Genomic DNA, 19,057 nt, shown 5'->3' with positions numbered 1-19,057 from the left:
AGCCGGTGCGCGGACGCGCGCTGCCTGGGATGGTGACGTGGAAGCTCGGGGGGAGCCTCGGTGGTGACGCGTTCGGCTTCGCTCAATCGTGACGGCTCCGCGCGAGTCGCGACACCATGTGCGTCGCCATGCCGCGGAAGCCGCCCTGCACGCTGCGCCACAGACGCGGCAGCACCCAGCTCGCGAGCACGAGGAAGCCGACCAGCAGCACGAGGAACAGCACGGGAACGAACAGTGCCAGCAACAGGCCGCCGAACACGAGCCCGTCCTCAGCCGTCGACGTGACGACATTCGACACGGGTTCCGGCGACAGGTTGATCAGCGCGCGGGTGCCTGCCTTCGTCAGATGCGCGGCGCCGGCGAGCGTGCCGCCCGCGAGCGCGGCGATCGTCATCATGGCGGGATCGGCATGACCGAGCGCGCCGACGGCCAGCACGGCGCCTGCAGGAATGCGAATGAAGGTGTGGACGGCGTCCCACAGCGAATCGAACGCGGGAATCTTGTCGGCGAGAAATTCGGCGAGGGTGAGTAGTGCGGCGGTGCCGATGACCCACGGCGACTGCAGGACGGACAGCGTATCAGGGAGATGGATGAAGCCGGCGCGACCGAAGACGCCCGCGATCAGCACCGTCAGATAAAGACGCAAGCCGCTGCCCCACGACAGGCCCGCCGCAAGCGAAAGAGGTTCAAGCATGGCCGCCTCCGAGGCGCGCGTCGCGTGCCGTCAGTTCCGGCGGCTCGTGCCGGGGACGCGGAAGTGCCAGAGGCTCCGCCGTGCCGAAGCCGCCGGATCCGCGCATCAAGGCCGCGCGGAGCAATTTCAGGATGATTTCCGTCTCATTATAGCTAGCCCACGGGGGGTGGGCTCGTTTTCGGGTTTTGCCTGCGGCGCGGTTTTGCCGGTTTTTGCCTGCGGCGCGGCTTCGCCTGTCGGTTTGGTTTTTTGCTGTTGCTGTTGCTGTTGCTGGCATCCGCGTTTTGGTGTTGGTAGTTCATGCGTTGCCCCTGTGCGGGGCGGCACTTACTTTCTTTGCCGCCGCAAAGAAAGTAAGCAAAGAAAGCGGGCTCACACCGCCAGTGCTACTTGTTGCCTGCGGGCCCCCATCAGTTCTTACGCTTCACGCGGCAACGCACTTGCTTTCGCGCGTTGCCAACGTGCTAATGCACGCATCACCCACTCCACACTCCCGCGACGCGGACTGCGTTACCAGACGTCCCACTGCCGCCCAGGTGGCAAACTATGTGTAGGCTGTCTCGACGCAAATGCACCACTCCGGACTGAACTTCTGGATCGGTGTCGTAGGAGCGCCAACGTGTACGGCGCGACCGCCTACACACAGTTTGCCACCTGGGCGGCGCAGACGAGTCGCTGCCGCTGGATGTGCTACGGGGGATTGAAGCGGGTGATGCGTCTGTTCAGGGCGCTGGCAACGGGAGAAAAGAAGTACGTTGCCGTGTGGAGCGTAAGAACTGTCGGGGGCCCGCAGGCAAGCACTGGCACTGGCGGGGTTAGCGGCTTTCTTTTGCCTACTTTTCTTTGCCGCTGCAAAGAAAAGTAGGTGCCGCCCCGCACAGGGGCAACGCCAGCAAACCAGAAGCAAAAACGCGGATGCCAGCGAAAGCAAAAAGCCGAAGGCAAGACCGAAACCCAAGAGGCGAAGCCCGCGCCGAGAAGGCAACAATGGCGACTGCGTCGCAGACAACAAAAAAACCTTAATGCCCCGACGACAACTTAAGCCCGATCAACCCCACAACAATGAGCACCGCGCTGCCAACGCGTGCAACGGTCACCGCTTCACCCATCATGACGATGCCGAAGATAAACGCGCCGACGGCGCCAATCCCCGTCCACACCGCGTAAGCGGTTCCCAGCGGCAACTGCCGCATAGCCATTGCGAGCAGCACGAAACTGCCGAGCGCCGTCACGACGGTGAACACCGACGGCCAGAAACGAGTGAAACCTTCGGAGGTCTTGAGACCGGCCGCCCACGCAACTTCCAGCAGACCGGCGATAAAGAGAAGAATCCAGGACATGAGACGAACTCCCATTGATCGATGGGGCCGTCCCCGTTGAAAGCGGATGCAGCAAGGCCGTCCTTGCCACCCACAATTATATCAAGATGGTGCGCCTTTCACCGCCAGCCATACGCGATCCGATATGAATCGCCGCAACACTGTCCGCCTCAGGCAACACCGACCAACCGATACCCCACCCCCGTCTCCGTGACGATATGCTCGGGCTGCGCCGGATCGCGCTCCAGCTTCTGCCGCAAATGCGCCATGTAGATGCGCAGATAGTGATGGCTTTCGACATGCGACGGCCCCCACACGTCGCGCAACAACTGGCGATGCGTGAGCACACGCCCCGCATGACGCACGAGCGTCGCGAGCAGCCGGTATTCGAGCGGCGTCAGATGCACGGGCTCGCCGTCGCGTGATACCTGCCGCAAGGCCAGATCGACGGTCACGCCGCCGAAATGTACCTGCGGCGTCTCGGCCGGGCCGCCCTGGTTGCGCCGGCGCAAATGTGCGCGGATCCGCGCCAGCAGTTCGGATACGCCAAACGGCTTGGTCAGATAGTCGTCGGCGCCTGCATCGAGCGCGGCAACCTTCTCGCTCTCCTGCGTGCGCGCCGACAGCACGATCACAGGCAACTCGCTCCAGCCGCGCAGTTCGCGGATCACGTCGAGACCGTCGGTGTCGGGCAAGCCCAGATCGACGATCACGAGATCGGGCTTGCGCGTCGCCGCTTCGATCAGCCCCTGCTTGCCCGTCGGCGCGTCGTACACGGTCATGCCCTCGCCTTCCAGCGACGCCCGCACGAAGCGGCGAATCTGTTGCTCGTCTTCGATCAGTACGACGGTAATGCTCAGGTCGCTCATGAGTGGTTATCGTGAGTATGCGGATGCGTATCGGCTCGTTGTCGAGCGTGCGGTTCGGGATCGGGCTCGCCGGCTGCTTCATCGGGCAGATCCGACACATCGGGCACGGGCGGCGGCGTCTCGATGGGCAGCGTGAACCAGAAGCGCGCGCCTTCGACGCGGCCATCGGCAGCGATGCGGTTGGCCGCGCCGATTTTACCGCCATGCGCTTCCGCAATCGCGCGGCAGATCGCAAGCCCAAGGCCGATGCCGGGCGTCGCCGATTCCTTTTCGCCGCGAGTGAACTTCTCGAAGATGCGGGCTTCCATCCCCGAAGGCAAGCCCGGTCCCGTATCGTCGACGGTGACACGCACGAACGGCTTGCCGTTCTCTTCGATGCATTGCGCGCCGATCATCAACGGCGTGTCGGGTGGCACGTACTTCGCGGCGTTCTCGAACAGGTTCGCGAAGAGCCGTTCCATCAGCACGGCATCGAGCTGCAACAGCGGAAGATCGGCGGGCAGCGACACCTTCGCAGGATGCCGCGCGAGCGTGCGCCGGCAGTCGCGCAGCGCCGAGCCGACCGTCTCTTCGAGCAGCGACCACTGGCGGTTCAGCTTGAGACTGCCCGCCTGCAGACGCGCCATGTCGAGCAGATTCGTGACGATGCCCGTCATGCGCAACGCCTCTTCGTGGATCGCATCGACCAGTTCGCCCTGAGCATCGGTGCGAGCGTCGCGCTGCGCGGCCAGCATCGACGAAAAACCGACAATCGCCGTGAGCGGCGTGCGCAGATCGTGCGAAATCGCGGACAGCAGCGAGTTGCGCAGCCGCTCCGATTCCATGCTGACGAGCGCATCGCGCGCGATATCGACGTAATGCACGCGTTCCAGCGCGAGCGCGATCTGCGCGGCGAACGCGTCGAGCATGCGCTGCTGCTCGGGCACATCGAGTTCGCGTTCGTCCTGCATCGTGACGGCGAGCACGCCGCGCGTGCGCATCGGCGCGCGCAGCGGCAGATAGAGCGCCTTGGCGGCGGGCAGCGTGTCCGTACCGTGTCCGGCAGGCTTTTGCTGATCGTAGACCCACTGGCCGACATCGACATCGAGCGACGCGTGATCGAGCATGATGCTCGTGTCGGGATCGTCGATCTTCTGCTTCACCTGGTCCGCGCTATCGGGCAGCAGCATCGCGACGCGCGCGCGAAACACCTCGCTCACATGACGGCTGCCAATGCCGACGATCTGCTCGGTCGTCAACGCCGCCGCGAGTTCACGCGCCATCGCGTACATGGCGCCCGTGCGCTGCTCGCGCCGTCGCGCGACGCTCGCCTCGCGCCGCAGACTCGACGTCAGATGGCCGATCACGAGCGAGGTCAGCAGCATGCCGAAGAACGTCAGCAGATATTGCGTGTCGCTCACCGAGAGCGACATGCGAGGCGGCACGAAGAAGAAATCGAATGCGGCAACGGACAGGAACGACAGCATCACGCCCGGCCCGCGGCCCAACTTCACGGCTGTGAAGATCACGCCGAGCAGATACAGCATCACAAGGTTCGTGAGATCGATCCGGTCGATCAGCTGGCTCGCGACCAACGTCACGCCCGCGCAGATCGCGACGGCCCACGCATAGCTGCGCGGCGGCGAGCGGCGGTCGCGTGCGGCGATCAGCGCATCGCGCCACGCACGTCCTTCCGCGTCGACGATGCGATCGCGCGTCGTGCCTGCTGCGCACGTTTCGTCATTGCTCGCACGAATCAGCGTGAGATCGAGATCGCTGGCCCGTTCCGCGAGCCGCTCGCCGAATGGACGGCGCAGCCAGCGCGCGACGCCCGTGGCCGACGAGCCGCCCGCCACCAGCTTCGACACGTTGCGCACGCGTGCGTAGCCGATCAATGTCGGGACCGCATCGGCGCCTGCGAGCGTCGCCGTTTCGGCGCCGAGTTCGGCGGCGAGCTTGAGTGCATCGAGGGTGCGTTCGCGGCGTGCGTCGGACAGGCGCTGCAGCTTCGGCGTTTCGACATACACGGCGATCCAGTCGGCCTTCAGGCTTGCTGCAAGACGCGCCGCCGCGCGCACCAGCAACGGCGCCTCGGGACCGGGACCGACACACACGAGCAGCCGCTCGCGTGCCTGCCAGATGCGTTCGATCGAACGATCGGCGCGGTACTCGCGCATCTGCGCATCGACGCGATCGGCGGTGCGCCGCAGCGCCAGTTCGCGCAGCGCGATCAGGTTGCCTTTGCGAAAGAAGTTGCGCACCGCGCGCTCGGCTTGCTGCGGCATATAGACCTTGCCGTCGCGCATGCGGTCGAGCAGTTCTTCGGCGGGCAGATCGACGAGCGTCACTTCGTCGGCGCGGTCGAATACCCGGTCGGGCACCGTCTCCCACACGCGGATGCCCGTGATCTGGCCGACCACGTCGTTGAGGCTTTCGAGGTGCTGGACGTTGACGGTCGTGTAGACGTCGATGCCTGCATCGAGCAGTTCGTAGACGTCCTGCCAGCGTTTGGCATGGCGGGCGCCTTGCACGTTCGAGTGCGCGAGTTCATCGACGAGGATCAGTTGCGGCTTGCGTTCGAGCGCGGCGTCGAGGTTGAATTCCGCTAGCAGCCGGGTGCGATATTCGATGCGCGCGAGCGGCACGACTTCGAGGCCTTCGAGTAGCGCCGCTGTTTCGCTGCGGCCGTGCGTCTCCGCGATGCCGACGACGACGTCGATGCCCTCTTCCTTGCGGCGTTTTGCTGCTTGCAGCATTGCATAGGTCTTGCCGACGCCGGCTGATGCGCCAAAGAAGATCTTGAGCTTGCCGCGCTGGCGTTTTTCTTCTTCTCGCTGGAGTTTGTCGAGGAGCTCGTCGGGGTCGGGGCGGGGCATAGTGGGTGGTTATGCACTTTCGTGCGGGTATGGTGACATGGTTTTTGGGTTTTTTCTTGTCTGCGACGCAGGCGCCAGTCTGGCCTTCTCGGCGCGGGCTTCGCCTTTGGGTTTCGGTCTTGCCTTCGGCTTTTTGCTTTCGCTGGCATCCGCGTTTTTGCTTCTGGTTTGCTGGCGTTGCCCCTGTGCGGGGCGGCACCTACTTTTCTTTGCAGCGGCAAAGAAAAGTAGGCAAAAGAAAGCCGCTAACCCCGCCAGTGCCAGTGATTGCCTGCGGGCCCCCGACAGTTCTTACGCCCCACGCGGCAACATACTTCTTTCCTCCCGTTGCCAGCGCCCTGAACAGACGCATCACCCGCTTCAATCCCCCGTAGCACATCCAGCGGCAGCGACTCGTCTGCGCCGCCCAGGTGGCAAACTGCGTGTAGGCGGTCGCACCGTACACGTTGGCGATCCTACGACACCGATCTCGAAGTTCAGTCCGGAGTGGTGCACTTTGATCGCGACGACCTACACACAGTTTGCCACCTGGGCGGCCGTGGACTTCCTGGTAATGCGGTCGGTGACGCGGGAGTGTGAAGTGGGTGATGCGGTTATAAGAGCGCTGGCAACGAGCATAAATTAGCGCGTTGCCGCGCGAAGTGCGGGACCCGTTGGGGGCCCGCAGGCAAGCACAAGAGCTAGCGGGGTGAGCGGCTTTCTTTTGCCTACTTTTCTTTGCCGCTGCAAAGAAAAGTAGGTGCCGCCCCGCACAGGGGCAACGCCAGCAAACCAGAAGCAAACCGCGGAGGCCAGCGAAAGCGCAGAGCAAAAACCAAAAGGCGTAGCCCGCGCCGAGAAGGCAAACATGGCGCTTGCGTCGCAGACATCAAAAACCACTAACCACGCTGCGCGTCATCCAACGCGAGATTGAGCTCAAGCACATTCACCCGCGCCTCGCCGAAGACCCCAAACTGCCGACCGCGCGTATAGCGGTCCACCAACGCCGCGACATCGTTCACATTCATCTTCCGTGCGGCAGCAACCCGCTCAATCTGATAAGCCGCGGCCGCAGGCGAAATCTCAGGATCAAGGCCACTGCCTGAAGAAGTCACGAGATCGACAGGAACAGCCACACCAGCAGGCTGATGCCCAGCCGCCTTCAAGGCATCGAGCCGCCCCTTCACTTCATCGGCGAGAGCCGGATTGATCGGCCCCAAGTTCGAGCCGCTCGACCCCTGAGCGTTGTACGGCATCGGCGACGTCGCCGACAACCGCCCCCAGAAGTACTGCGGCGCATCGAACTGCTGGCCGATCAGCCGCGAGCCGACCACCTTGCCGTTCTGCTCGATCATGCTGCCGTTGGCTTCGTTATGAAAAACGGCCTGGCCGAACGCCGTCATCACGGCGGGATACGCCAGCCCCGTGAGCGCCGCCAGCACGGCGAAGATCACAACCATCGGGCGAAAAAGCGATTTCATGATTCAGCTTCCTTGTTCTCTATTCAAAGCTCGCGTAGCACTCACACCCAGCCGAACGCGGCCAGCACCATGTCGATCAGCTTGATCCCGATGAACGGCACCACGATGCCGCCAAGTCCATAGATCAGCAGATTGCGCCTCAGCAGGATCGCCGCGCCGAGCGGCCGGTACTTCACACCCTTCAGCGCCAGAGGAATCAGCAGCACGATGATCAGCGCGTTGAAGATCACGGCCGACATGATCGCGGACGTCGGCGTCGCCAGATGCATCACGTTCACTGCGTTCAATGCCGGATACGTGGTCGCGAACGCCGCCGGAATGATCGCGAAATACTTGGCGACGTCGTTCGCGATCGAGAACGTCGTCAGCGAACCGCGCGTCATCAGCATCTGCTTGCCGATCTCGACGATCTCGATCAGCTTGGTCGGATTCGAATCGAGGTCGACCATGTTGCCCGCTTCCTTCGCGGCCTGCGTGCCCGTGTTCATCGCAACGGCGACGTCGGCCTGCGCGAGCGCGGGTGCGTCATTGGTGCCGTCGCCCGTCATCGCGACAAGGCGCCCTTCCGCCTGATGCGCGCGGATCGTCGCGAGCTTCGTTTCCGGCGTGGCTTCGGCGAGGAAATCGTCGACACCCGCTTCCGCAGCAATCGCGGCCGCCGTCAAACGGTTGTCGCCCGTCACCATCACGGTCTTGATGCCCATCTTGCGCAGTTCGGCAAAGCGCTCCTTGATGCCGCCCTTCACCACGTCCTTCAGTTCGATCACGCCAAGCACGCGCGCAGCGCCTTCCGCCTTCTCCGCCACCACGAGCGGCGTGCTGCCGCGTCGCGCGACGTCCGACACCGCATTCGCGACATAAGCGGGGAACTGGGCGCCGTGCGCTTCGACGTAGTGCTTGACGGCGTCCGCCGCGCCCTTGCGGATTTCGCGGCCGGGCAGATCGACGCCACTCATGCGCGTGTGTGCGCTAAATGCGAGAAACACGGGATGCAGCGTGGCCATGTCGCGCTGGCGGATATTGAAGCGCTGCTTCGCAAGCACGACGATGCTGCGGCCTTCCGGCGTTTCGTCCGACAGAGACGACAGCTGCGCCGCATCCGCGAGCGCTTCTTCCGCGACGCCCGAAGCAGGTATGAACGCCGATGCCTGACGGTTGCCGAGCGTGATCGTGCCCGTCTTGTCCAGCAGCAGCACATCGACGTCGCCTGCGGCTTCGACGGCGCGGCCCGACGTGGCGATCACGTTGGCCTGCATCATCCGGCTCATGCCCGCCACGCCGATCGCGGACAACAGACCGCCGATCGTCGTCGGAATCAGGCACACGAGCAGCGCGACGAGCGCAGTGATCGTCACCACGTGTCCAGCCTTCGCTGCTTCGACGGAGAACATCGAGAACGGCAGCAGCGTGGCCGTCGCAAGCAGCAGCACGATGGTCAACGCGACGAGCAAAATGGTCAGCGCGATTTCGTTCGGCGTCTTCGCACGCTTCGCGCCTTCGACCATCGCGATCATGCGGTCGAGAAACGCCTCGCCCGGATTGGCCGTCACCTTCACGACGATCCAGTCCGACAGCACGCGCGTGCCGCCCGTCACCGACGAAAAGTCGCCGCCCGATTCGCGGATCACGGGCGCGGATTCACCCGTGATGGCCGATTCGTCAACGGACGCGACACCCTCGATCACTTCGCCGTCGGCGGGAATCACGTCGCCCGTTTCGACGAGCACGACATCGCCCTTGCGAAGGTCCGAGGCCGTCATGATGCGAATCGGCGACTTCGGATGCGGCTCATTGAGCTTCTTCGCCATCACGTCTTTCTTCGCGCTGCGCAGCGATGCCGCCTGCGCTTTCGAGCGCCCTTCCGCGAGCGCCTCGGCAAAGTTCGCGAACAGCACCGTGAACCACAGCCACAGCGACACCGCGAGAATGAAGCCCGCGGGCGCCTCGGCCTGGCCGATCAGCGCGGCGATCCAGAGGATCGTCGTCAGGATGCTGCCGACGTACACGCAGAACATCACCGGGTTGCGGAACTGCGTGTGCGGCTTGAGTTTCTTGAACGAGTCCACGATCGCCGGGCGCACGAGCGCCGGATCGAACATGGACCGGGTGGCGGAATGGTCAGTCATTTCTTCCTCTAATTGCTTCGCCTGTTTTTTGCGCCTTCGTATGTCGCGTGTGGCGTATCAATGACCCGCGATCATCATCAGATGTTCGACGCCGGGGCCGAGGGCGAGCGCGGGCACGTAGGTGAGCGCGCCGACCAGCAGCACCGTGCCGAGCAGCAGCACGACAAAGAGCGGTCCGTGCGTCGGCAGCGTGCCGCCCGTCACGGCAATGCGTTTCTTGGCGGCGAGCGAGCCGGCAATCGCGAGCACCGGGACGATCGTGCCGAAGCGGCCGAACCACATCGCGATCGCCGTCAGCCAGTTGTAGAACGGCGTGCTCACCGTGAGGCCCGCGAACGCACTGCCGTTGTTGTTCGCCGCCGAACTGAACGCGTAGAGAATCTCCGAGAAGCCATGCGCGCCCGGATTCAGGATGCCCGCCTTGCCCGCGTCCGTGAGCACCGCGATCGACGTCGCGACGAGCACGAGCAGCGGCGTGAGCAGCACGACGATCGACACCATCTTCATCTCATACGCTTCGATCTTCTTGCCGACGTATTCCGGCGTCCGCCCGATCATCAACCCCGCGACGAACACCGCGAGCAGCGCGAACACCAGCATCCCGTAGAGACCCGAACCCACGCCGCCGAAGATCACTTCACCGAGTTGCATCAGCAGCATCGGCACGAGGCCGCCGAGCGGCGTGAGCGAATCGTGCGTATTGGCGACAGCGCCGCAAGAAGCCGCCGTCGTCGCGACCGTGAAGATGCCCGACTGCGCGATGCCGAAGCGCGTCTCCTTGCCTTCCATGTTGCCGCCCGCCTGCAACGCGCTCGCGGACTGGTCGACATGCAGCGACGTAAAGAGGGGATTGCCGCCCTGTTCGGCGCCGATCTCGCTCGCGACACAGACGGCGAACGCGATCGTCATCACCGCGAGCACCGCGATGCCTTGCCGGCGATCGCCGATCATGCGGCCGAACACCAGACACAACGCAGCGGGAATGATCAGGATCGAGAAGATCTGCACGAAGTTCGCGAACGGTGTCGGGTTCTCGTACGGATGCGCGGAATTGCCGTTGAAGAAGCCGCCGCCGTTCGTGCCGAGCATCTTGATCGCTTCCTGCGAGGCGACGGGGCCCATCGCGATGGTCTGCGACTTCACAGGTGTATCGACGGTCACGGGGTTGCCCTTCGCGTCCTTCACGGGATTGCCCTGCGCATCCATTTTCGGCGCGGCGTACGTGGTGGTCTGCAGCGTCGGCACGTCTTCATAGGACTTGAAGTTCTGGATCACGCCCTGGCTCATCAGCAGCGCGGCGATGACGGCCGCCATCGGCAGCAGCACGTAGAGCGTCACGCGCGTGATGTCGACCCAGAAGTTGCCGATGGTCTGCGCGGTGTGGCGCGCGAAACCGCGCACCAGCGCGATCACGACGACGATGCCCGTCGCCGCCGACAAGAAGTTCTGCACCGTGAAACCGAGCATCTGCGTCAGATAGCCGACCGTCTGTTCCGGCGTGTAGTCCTGCCAGTTCGTGTTGGTGACGAAGCTGATCGCGGTGTTGAACGCACCGTCGACGGTCATCGCGCCGAACTGCTGCGGATTGCCGGGCAGCCAGCCCTGCACGCGCAGCAGCACATACAGAAACACGACGCCGAGCAGATTGAACGCGAGCGTGGCGATCGCGTAGTGCTTCCAACCCATTTCCTGCGATGGATCGACGCCCGCGAGACGGTACAGCACTCGCTCGACGGGGCCGCCCAGTTTGACCACGCGCGAGGTGCCGTCCATCACGCGCGACAGATAGCGCGAAACGGGCACGGCGGCCGCTAGCAGCACGACAATGAAGAGCGCTGGCTGCAGGACATTGTTGAGGTTCATTCAATGTCCTCCGCGCGCAGCAGCGCATAGACGAGATAGGCGAACAGCAGCGCGGTCGCCGCGCCCGAGAGCCAGAGCATCCAGTTCATGAGCGCGCTCCCTGACCACGGCCGTAGCGCGTCAGCTTCTCGCACCCGGCGATCAATCCAAAGGTCAGCGCAGCAAAAAGCGCGATACCCCCGACGTACAGCACATCCATTTCATGTTCTCCATTTGTTGGACGATGGATGTGCGCAACGTTATGCCGATCGGCGTAAAGGGCTGGTCAAAGATTGGATGGGCCGTGTAAAAAACGCGTAAACGACAGAGGGAGCCACCGGCTACCACCGATGGCTCCCTCCCCTACGCGCAGCAATCGAAGCGCAGTCCGTTACGGCGTCGTGATCGCGAACCAGTAGTCGAACTTGTCGAACAGTCCGAGCAGCGCCTTGAACCCGGCCCTGTCGCCCTCGAACTTCACTTTCCCGCTATCCGCGAGATCCGTCAGGCGCAGCTTGCCGAGCGCGATGTCATCCAGTGTAGAACGGTCGAAAGTGATGGTTGCGTCGGCATTCGGCAGCGTCTTGCCCTTGCTGTGGATCATCACGCCGTTTTCGACCGTGACCGCGTAGCGCTCGTTCGCGTCGGGCAGCACGAGGTTGAACGTGTAATGGACGTCGGCGGCGCGCGGGCCGTTCAGATGAATCGCGAGGAAGTCGAGGAACATGTCCGTCGTCATGGCCGCGATGATGTCGGGCGCTGCGGTGTTAGGCGCAGCCATCTTGCGGATGCCGTTGCGCAGTTCTTCCGCGCCAGTCAGGTACACGTTGCGCACCGGTCCCGACTCGGTCTGATAGCCGAGCTGCTCGAGCGCATCGGCCTCGAGCTGGCGCGCCGCCTGGTTTTCCGGTTGCGCGAACACGAGTTTGCTCGTGATCGTCGCGACCCAGCGATAGTCGCCTTGCTCGAACGCCTTGCGCGCGTTGGCCATGATGTTGTCCGCGCCGATCAGGTCGACGTAGCGCTTCGCTTCCTCCGCCGGCGGCAGCGGATCGAGGTTCGCCGGGTTCGCGTCCCACCAGCCGAGATACATCTGATAGGTCGCGCGAACGTCGTGCTTCAGATTGCCGTAGTAGCCGCGGTTGTAGAACTCCTTCGCGAGCGCATCGGGAAGCACGAACTGTTCGGCGATTTCGTGCATCGTCAGGCCTTCGTTCGCCATGCGCAGCGTCTGGTCGTTGATGTACTTGTACAGATCGCGCTGCTTCTTCAGATGTTCGACGACGCGGTCGTTGCCCCATTGCGGCCAGTGGTGGCTGGCCATCGACACCGCGACGTCGCCGCCGAACATGTCGATGGTCTGGTCGAGCGCTTCTGCCCATTTCCCCGCATCGCGGACCTTCGCGCCGCGCAGCGTCAGCAGATTGTGCAGCGAATGGGTCGCGTCCTCGGCGACGTCGAGCGTCTTGTATTGCGGGAAGTAGAACAGCATTTCCGCAGGCGCTTCCGTGCCGGGCGCCATCTGGAACACGACATCGATGCCGTCCACCGTGAGCTTTTCGCCCGTCTTGTGCACCAGCGTATTCGGCTGCAGCAGGGTCAGCGTGCCCGTCGCGTTGACGAGCCCGAGCCCGCTGCCGACCGTGCCGCGCGGGCTCTTCGGCAGCAGATCGCCGTACATGTACGACGCGCGACGGCTCATCGCGTTGCCCGCGAATACGTTCTCGCTGACGGCCTCTTCCATGAAGCCATCGGGTGCGATCAGCTTCACTTTGCCGGAGCGGACGTCCTGCTCGCTGACGACGCCGCGCAAGCCGCTGAAGTGATCCACATGGCTGTGCGTAATGATGACGGCCGAGACAGGCAGGCGCTCCACCTTGTCGTTGATGAGATCGAGCGCTGCCTTCGCGCTTTCCTCGGAGCTGCCCGTATCGACGACGATCCAGCCCGTCTTGCCGCGCACGAAGGTGATGTTGGCCAGGTCGATGTTGCGAACCTGATAGATGCCGTCCACCACCTTGAACAGGCCGTGGATGGCCAGAATCTGCTCCTGACGCCACAGGCTCGGATTGACCGTGGGCGGCGCGGCGTCAGTGTTGCGCAGGAAGTCGTATTTCGTCAGATCGACGACGGTGCGCCCGCCGCTGCCTTTGAGCACCGGCTGCGGCAGGGTGGCGATGAAGCCGCGCCGTGCATCGTCGAAGTCGCGCCGGTCGGAGAAGTTCAGCTGGGAGCGTATCTGGTCGTTCGCGCGCAGCGTGGCTGCCGTTGCGTCCTTTGACGCAATGTCCGAGCCGGCGCTGGGAGCGCTCGACGCCGGCACAGGTTGCGCGTGAGCGACTGCAAAAAAAGACAGGGTGATGAGGCTGGCTAACAGTTTCATTGGCGTTTTTATAAGTATGGATACCGAATCAATTTATAGATAAGTACAACCAATCATTTAATGCGAACTTCGAGTCGCCGCAGAAGTATATAGTCAGCTGGAGGTAAACACGATGCGCATTGCTTGATGTATGGCACCACATCGATTGTCGGGGCGTCGCCCGGCGCACCAACTGTGGGTTGACGCGCGTACGCCGACTGGATACAACTGGCCGCATACGCGCGTCAATCTCGCGCCCCATGCAACATGCATGGTCGCGAGGCGAAAATCCTCAAGGCAGCAAAACCGTCGACCCCGTCGTTTTCCGTGCCTCCAGATCGGCGTGCGCCTTGCCGACATCTGACAGCGCATAGCGCTGATTGATGCTCGTCTTCACCTTGCCCGAGCCGATCACGTCGAACAGTTCGGCCGCCATCGCGTCGTAGTCGCTACGCTTGCCCATATAGGTGAAGAGGGTTGGCCGCGTGAAGAAGAGCGAGCCGCGCCCGGCGAACTCCGACGAATCAATGGGCGGCAGCGGGCCCGACGCATTGCCGAAGCTCACGAACATCCCGAGCGGCGCAAGACAGTCGAGCGAGGCCGTAAAGGTATCCTTGCCGATCGAGTCGTACACGACGGGCACGCCTGCGCCGTTCGTGATTTCGCGCACGCGCTTCGTGAAGTTCTCGCGCGTATAGACGATGGGATAGTCGCAGCCGTGCGCCTGCGCGATCTCCGCCTTCTCGTCGGAGCTGACCGTGCCGATCACTGTCGCGCCCAGCGCCTTTGCCCACTGGCACACGAGCAGGCCGACGCCGCCCGCGGCCGCCTGGATCAGAATCGTGTCGCCCTGCTTGACCGGGTACGTGCGGCGCAGCAGATATTGGGCGGTCAAGCCCTGCAACATGACGGAGGCCGCCTCTTCATAGCCGATCGCGTCAGGCAGCTTCACGACCTGCGCCGCGGACAGCACGCGCTCCTGCGCGTACGCGCCCGGCGGCCGCGCGACATACGCGACGCGCTCGCCCACTTTCACGTCCGTCACGTCCGGACCGACCGCGACCACCTCGCCCGCCGCTTCCATGCCGAGCCCGCCCGGCAGCGGCAGCGGATACAGCCCGGTGCGGAAATACACGTCGATATAGTTCAGGCCGACAGCATGCTGCCTGATGCGGATCTCGCCATTGCCCGGTTCGCCCACCTCGACGTCGACCCACTTCATCACTTCCGGGCCGCCCGTCTTGTCGAATCGAATTGCCTTGGTCATGTTGTCTCCAGATTCGTTCGCGCCCGAGTGGCGCGCATTGCGTGAATGAAATCGGACGACGCCATCAGACCTGCTGCGCGAGACGCAGCGTCAACACGTCGAGGATCATCCGTGCCGTCGAGATATTCGTGGCACAGGGCACGTTGTGGACGTCGCACGCACGGACCAGAGCGTTGATATCGGGTTCATGCGGCTGCGGCGTCATCGGGTCACGCAGGAAGATCACCATGTCGACACGGCCTTCGGCCAGTTGTGCACCGATCTGCAGGTCGCCGCCATGCGGACCGGACAGCATCCGCTCGACCTTCAGACCGTGCGTATCGGCGATGCGGCCTCCCGTCGTGCCCGTCGCGAGCAACTCGCAGCGTGCGAGCGTGTCGACGTACTCCCCCGCCAGTTTGACGATGTCGTCCTTCTTGTGATCGTGCGCGATCAGCGCGACGCGTGTTGTCATGTCGTTGCTCCTCTTGTGTTGTCGTCGTGTGTTGTCGTTATGGGTGTTCGCGATGTGCCGCGGCGCGGCACGTCAGTACGTGCCCGGGTAAGCGCCGCCGTCGATCAGCCAGTTCTGTCCCGTGATATAGCCCGCGTGCACGCTGCACAGGAACGCGCAGGCGCGGCCGAACTCGTCCGGTGTGCCGAAGCGGCGCGCCGGAATCGTCGCCATGCGCTGCTTGCGCGCTTCGTCGACGGAGATGTTCTGCGTTTTTGCCGCGGCGTCGAACGTCACGGCGATGCGGTCCGTGTCGAAAATGCCCGGCAGCAGGTTGTTGATCGTCACGCCGTTCGGCGCGACCTTGCGCGCGACGCCCGCGACGAAGCCCGTCAGCCCCGAGCGCGCGCCGTTCGACAGACCGAGCACGTCGATGGGCGCCTTCACCGACGAACTCGTGATGTTCACCACGCGCCCGAAGCCGCGCGACATCATTCCGTCGATGGTCGCGCGAATCAGTTCGATCGGCGTCAGCATGTTCGCTTCGAGCGCGCGGATCCAGTCGTCGTGCGTGAAGTTGCGGAAGTCGCCGGGTGGCGGGCCGCCCGCGTTGTTGACGAGGATGTCCGGCTGCGGGCAGGCGGCGAGCGCCGCGGCGCGGCCTTCGGGCGTAGTGATGTCGCAGGCCACGGCCTGCACGTCGACGCCCGCGTTCGCGCGGATGGCGGCCGCCGTCGCTTCGAGCGTTTCAGCGGTGCGCGCGACGATCGTCACGTTCACGCCTTCGGCCGCGAGCGCCTCGGCGCAGCCGCGCCCCAATCCCTTGCTCGCCGCGCACACCAGCGCGGTTTTTCCTGCGATGCCCAGATCCATGTGCTTATTCCTGTTGTCGTGCGCGCGACGCGGCCAAGCTGCCGCGTATTGCGCCGGGGTGGTCGGTCAACTGTCCCCCGATTCTAGAAGAATCGACGCGGCGCTGCCGGGCCTGGCTGCAATACCTTTCATCAGGCGCCGTCCCTTCCGGTAAACTCCCAGTCACGGCGCAGTGCGCACCGCCGCCCTTGTGGGCCGCGTGAGCGCCGCGCCAGAGAATTGCCAGAACGTCCCCAGACGATCATCAGCCAGCCCAACTTCGCCGCGAGGCGCCCCGTCATGACTCAGGACAGCCGTTTTCCCAATCTTTTCATCCTCGATCACCCGCTGATCCAGCACAAGCTGTCGCACATGCGCGACCGCGACACGTCCACGCGGACGTTCCGCGAGTTGCTGCGCGAGATCACGCTGCTGATGGGCTATGAAATCACCCGCAACCTGCCGATGACGACGCGTCGCGTGAGCACGCCGCTCGTCGACATCGACGCGCCCGTGATCGCCGGCAAGAAGCTCGCGATCGTGCCCGTGCTGCGGGCGGGCGTCGGCATGTCGGACGGCCTGCTCGAGCTGATTCCGTCGGCGCGGGTCGGTCATATCGGCGTGTATCGCGACGACGATCATCGCCCTGTCGAGTATCTGGTGCGCCTGCCGGATCTCGAGGACCGGATTTTCATCCTGTGCGATCCGATGGTTGCGACGGGGTATTCGGCCGTGCATGCGATCGATGTGCTGAAGCGCCGCGGTGTCGCGGGCGAGAACATTTCGTTTTTGGCGCTCGTCGCCGCGCCCGAGGGCGTGAAAGTGTTTCAGGATGCGCATCCCGATGTGAAGCTGTTTGTGGCTTCGCTCGATTCGCATCTGAACGAGCATGCGTACATTATTCCGGGTCTCGGCGATGCCGGGGATCGGTTGTTTGGGACCAAGAATTAAGGTTTGTGCCTTCGAGGCGCGGGCTTTGCCGGTTTGGTTCTTGGTTTTTGGTTTTTGGTTTTCGCTGGCTTTCGCGTTGTGTTGCGCTGGCATCCGCGTTTTGCTTCTGGTTTGCTAGTGTTGCCCCTGTGCGGGGCGGCACTTACTTTCTTTGCCGCCGCAAAGAAAGTAAGCAAAGAAAGCGGGCTAACACCGCCAGCCCATGTTCTTGCCTGCGGGCCCCCAACGGGTCCCGCACTTCACACGGCAACACTTTGTTTTGTGCCCGTTGCCAGCGCCTTGAACAGGCGCATCACCCTCTTCAATCACCCGTAGCGCAGCGAGCGGCAGCGAATGGTTTGTGCCGCCCAGGTGGCAAACTGTGTGTAGGTTGTCGCAGCGCGTGCGTTCGCGCTCCTACGACACCGATCCCGCTGTTCCGTCCGGAGTGGTGCACTTCCGGCGCGATGGCCTACACACAGTTTGCCACCTGGGCGGCAGTGGACGCCTGGTAACGCGGCCCGTGACGCGAGAGTGTGAAGCGGGTGATGCTTGAGTTAGCACGCTGGCAACGGGCGCAAATCAGCGCGTTGCCGCCTGAAGCGTAAGAACTGTCGGGGGCCCGCAGGCAAAAACAAGGGCTAGCGGTGTGAGCCCGCTTTCTTTGCTTACTTTCTTTGCGGCGGCAAAGAAAGTAAGTGCCGCCCCGCACAGGGGCAACACTAGCAAACCAGAAGCAAACCGCGGATGCCAGCGCTGGAAATCGCGGATGCCAGCGAAAATCAAAACACAACGCGGATACCAGCAAAAAAACCAAACCGGAAGGCAAAGCCGCGCCGCAGGCAAAAACCCTCTCCCCTCCATGATAAAATCGCTGTCTGCCCCTGAAACACGGGCAGTCCACCCTTCACCAACTTGCCGGCCGTGACCAGCGGCGACGCTTAACGCTCCGCCCGCTTCCGTCGATCCTGCAACGCTCGCGCGGCATCACCCCGCAGCGCCCGGGTTCCTGGCGCACGTCGAGACATGGCCGCCAAAGCAGCGTGAAAGGCACAGGGTGCGACGGGACTGACGACATTTGCACACTGCGTGCGCCCCGCTGGCGCGCGCCACGGAGAAAGGTATGGCGGGTCATTCGAAATGGGCCAACATCAAGCATAAGAAAGCAGCGGCCGATGCCAAGAAAGGCAAGGTCTGGACGCGGCTCATCAAGGAAATCCAGGTCGCGGCCCGCATGGGCGGCGGCGACATCGACTCGAACCCGCGTCTGCGGCTCGCAGTCGACAAGGCGTACGACGCCAATATGCCGAAGGACAACATCAACCGCGCGATCCAGCGCGGCGTCGGCGGCGTCGATGGCGCGAACTACGAGGAAATCCGCTACGAAGGCTACGGCATCGGCGGCGCAGCCATCATCGTCGATACGATGACGGACAACCGCACGCGCACCGTAGCGGAAGTGCGTCACGCGTTCTCGAAGTTTGGCGGCAACATGGGCACGGACGGCTCGGTGTCGTTCATGTTCGATCACGTCGGCCAATTCCTGTTCGCGCCCGGCACGCCCGAAGACAAGCTGATGGACGCCGCGCTCGAAGCGGGCGCCGACGACGTCGTCACGAACGAGGACGGCAGTATCGAAGTGATCTGCCCGCCGAACGACTTCTCCAAGGTCAAGACCGCGCTCGAAGCCGCCGGCTTCAAGGCGGAACTCGCGGAAGTGACGATGAAGCCGCAAACGGAAGTCGAATTCACCGGCGATGACGCCGTCAAGATGCAAAAGCTGCTCGACGCGCTGGAAAATCTGGACGACGTGCAAGAGGTTTATACGAACGCGGCAATCGCCGACGAATGACGCATGGAGTGAGCGCGCCGGCCGCGCGTCGGGCCTGTCCCGCACGTGAGCCGTCGCAGCGCTCCTCCCGCTCGCAGCACGGGCGTTTCGTATGAATGACCGCGTGCGGCCGGCTGCATACCTTGGCCGCATATTTCGCGGCTTTTTCCGCCACAACGTACGGCTTTGCGGCCTGTCTCACAGGCAACGCGTTCGC

The 19,057-nt window shown here is 63.6% G+C and carries 15 protein-coding genes; 2 read left to right on the top strand and 13 right to left on the bottom strand.

The genetic code is table 11. The features are described from left to right. Nucleotides 1-82: 82 nt before the first annotated feature. The 13 genes from G3N95_RS34065 to G3N95_RS34005 form a co-directional block, all read right to left on the bottom strand. A complete protein-coding gene (locus G3N95_RS34065) occupies nt 83-694 on the bottom strand; it encodes a DUF4126 domain-containing protein (RefSeq protein WP_205974484.1) in 612 nt (203 codons plus the stop codon). 1,019 nt (nt 695-1,713) lie between these two features. Continuing rightward, nucleotides 1,714-2,034, bottom strand: a complete 321-nt coding sequence (sugE, locus tag G3N95_RS34060) for a quaternary ammonium compound efflux SMR transporter SugE (protein WP_205974483.1) — start codon at nt 2,032-2,034, stop codon at nt 1,714-1,716. Nucleotides 2,035-2,183: 149 nt separating this feature from the next. Beyond that, complete coding sequence (kdpE, locus tag G3N95_RS34055; protein ID WP_205974482.1) at nt 2,184-2,882, bottom strand: two-component system response regulator KdpE; 699 nt, start codon at nt 2,880-2,882, stop codon at nt 2,184-2,186. Next, the gene (locus tag G3N95_RS34050; protein ID WP_205974481.1) at nt 2,879-5,737 is read right to left on the bottom strand and encodes a DUF4118 domain-containing protein; all 2,859 of its coding nucleotides are present in this window, start codon (nt 5,735-5,737) and stop codon (nt 2,879-2,881) included. Before G3N95_RS34050 ends, kdpE begins: the two co-directional genes overlap by 4 nt. An 878-nt stretch (nt 5,738-6,615) precedes the next feature. Further along, nucleotides 6,616-7,197, bottom strand: a complete 582-nt coding sequence (kdpC, locus tag G3N95_RS34045) for a potassium-transporting ATPase subunit KdpC (protein ID WP_205974480.1) — start codon at nt 7,195-7,197, stop codon at nt 6,616-6,618. Nucleotides 7,198-7,238: 41 nt separating this feature from the next. After that, a complete protein-coding gene (kdpB, locus tag G3N95_RS34040; protein ID WP_205974479.1) occupies nt 7,239-9,323 on the bottom strand; it encodes a potassium-transporting ATPase subunit KdpB in 2,085 nt (694 codons plus the stop codon). Between the two features lie 57 nt (nt 9,324-9,380). Further along, entirely contained in the window at nt 9,381-11,186 is a 1,806-nt protein-coding gene (gene kdpA, locus G3N95_RS34035; protein WP_205974478.1) for a potassium-transporting ATPase subunit KdpA, read from the bottom strand. Beyond that, nucleotides 11,183-11,275, bottom strand: coding sequence for a K(+)-transporting ATPase subunit F (gene kdpF, locus G3N95_RS34030; protein ID WP_020069547.1), 93 nt, complete (start codon nt 11,273-11,275; stop codon nt 11,183-11,185). Before kdpF ends, kdpA begins: the two co-directional genes overlap by 4 nt. Next, the gene (locus tag G3N95_RS34025) at nt 11,272-11,385 is read right to left on the bottom strand and encodes a hypothetical protein (RefSeq protein WP_007583456.1); all 114 of its coding nucleotides are present in this window, start codon (nt 11,383-11,385) and stop codon (nt 11,272-11,274) included. Before G3N95_RS34025 ends, kdpF begins: the two co-directional genes overlap by 4 nt. Nucleotides 11,386-11,556: 171 nt before the next feature. Beyond that, a complete protein-coding gene (locus tag G3N95_RS34020) occupies nt 11,557-13,548 on the bottom strand; it encodes an alkyl sulfatase dimerization domain-containing protein (protein ID WP_205974477.1) in 1,992 nt (663 codons plus the stop codon). 271 nt (nt 13,549-13,819) lie between these two features. Beyond that, nucleotides 13,820-14,794, bottom strand: coding sequence for a quinone oxidoreductase (locus G3N95_RS34015; RefSeq protein ID WP_205974476.1), 975 nt, complete (start codon nt 14,792-14,794; stop codon nt 13,820-13,822). 64 nt (nt 14,795-14,858) lie between these two features. Next, nucleotides 14,859-15,248 carry a methylglyoxal synthase gene (locus tag G3N95_RS34010; protein ID WP_205974475.1) on the bottom strand — a complete coding sequence of 130 codons (390 nt, stop codon included), beginning with the start codon at nt 15,246-15,248 and terminating at the stop codon, nt 14,859-14,861. Between the two features lie 72 nt (nt 15,249-15,320). Beyond that, nucleotides 15,321-16,100: an SDR family oxidoreductase gene (locus G3N95_RS34005; RefSeq protein ID WP_205974474.1), complete on the bottom strand. Its 780-nt coding sequence runs from the start codon at nt 16,098-16,100 to the stop codon at nt 15,321-15,323. 279 nt (nt 16,101-16,379) lie between these two features. Between G3N95_RS34005 and upp the strand changes: the two genes are divergently transcribed. Together upp and G3N95_RS33995 are read left to right on the top strand one after the other, a co-directional pair. Then, complete coding sequence (gene upp, locus G3N95_RS34000) at nt 16,380-17,030, top strand: uracil phosphoribosyltransferase (protein ID WP_205974473.1); 651 nt, start codon at nt 16,380-16,382, stop codon at nt 17,028-17,030. Between the two features lie 1,102 nt (nt 17,031-18,132). Beyond that, on the top strand, nt 18,133-18,861 hold the full coding sequence (locus G3N95_RS33995; protein ID WP_205974472.1) for a YebC/PmpR family DNA-binding transcriptional regulator: 729 nt from the start codon (nt 18,133-18,135) through the stop codon (nt 18,859-18,861). Nucleotides 18,862-19,057: the final 196 nt, after the last annotated feature.

It is taken from the genome of Paraburkholderia sp. Tr-20389 (assembly GCF_017104565.1).
Taxonomy (GTDB): domain Bacteria; phylum Pseudomonadota; class Gammaproteobacteria; order Burkholderiales; family Burkholderiaceae; genus Paraburkholderia.
The sequence above is the reverse complement of the archived record's forward strand: the minus strand, read 5'-3'. Positions and strand labels throughout refer to the sequence as shown.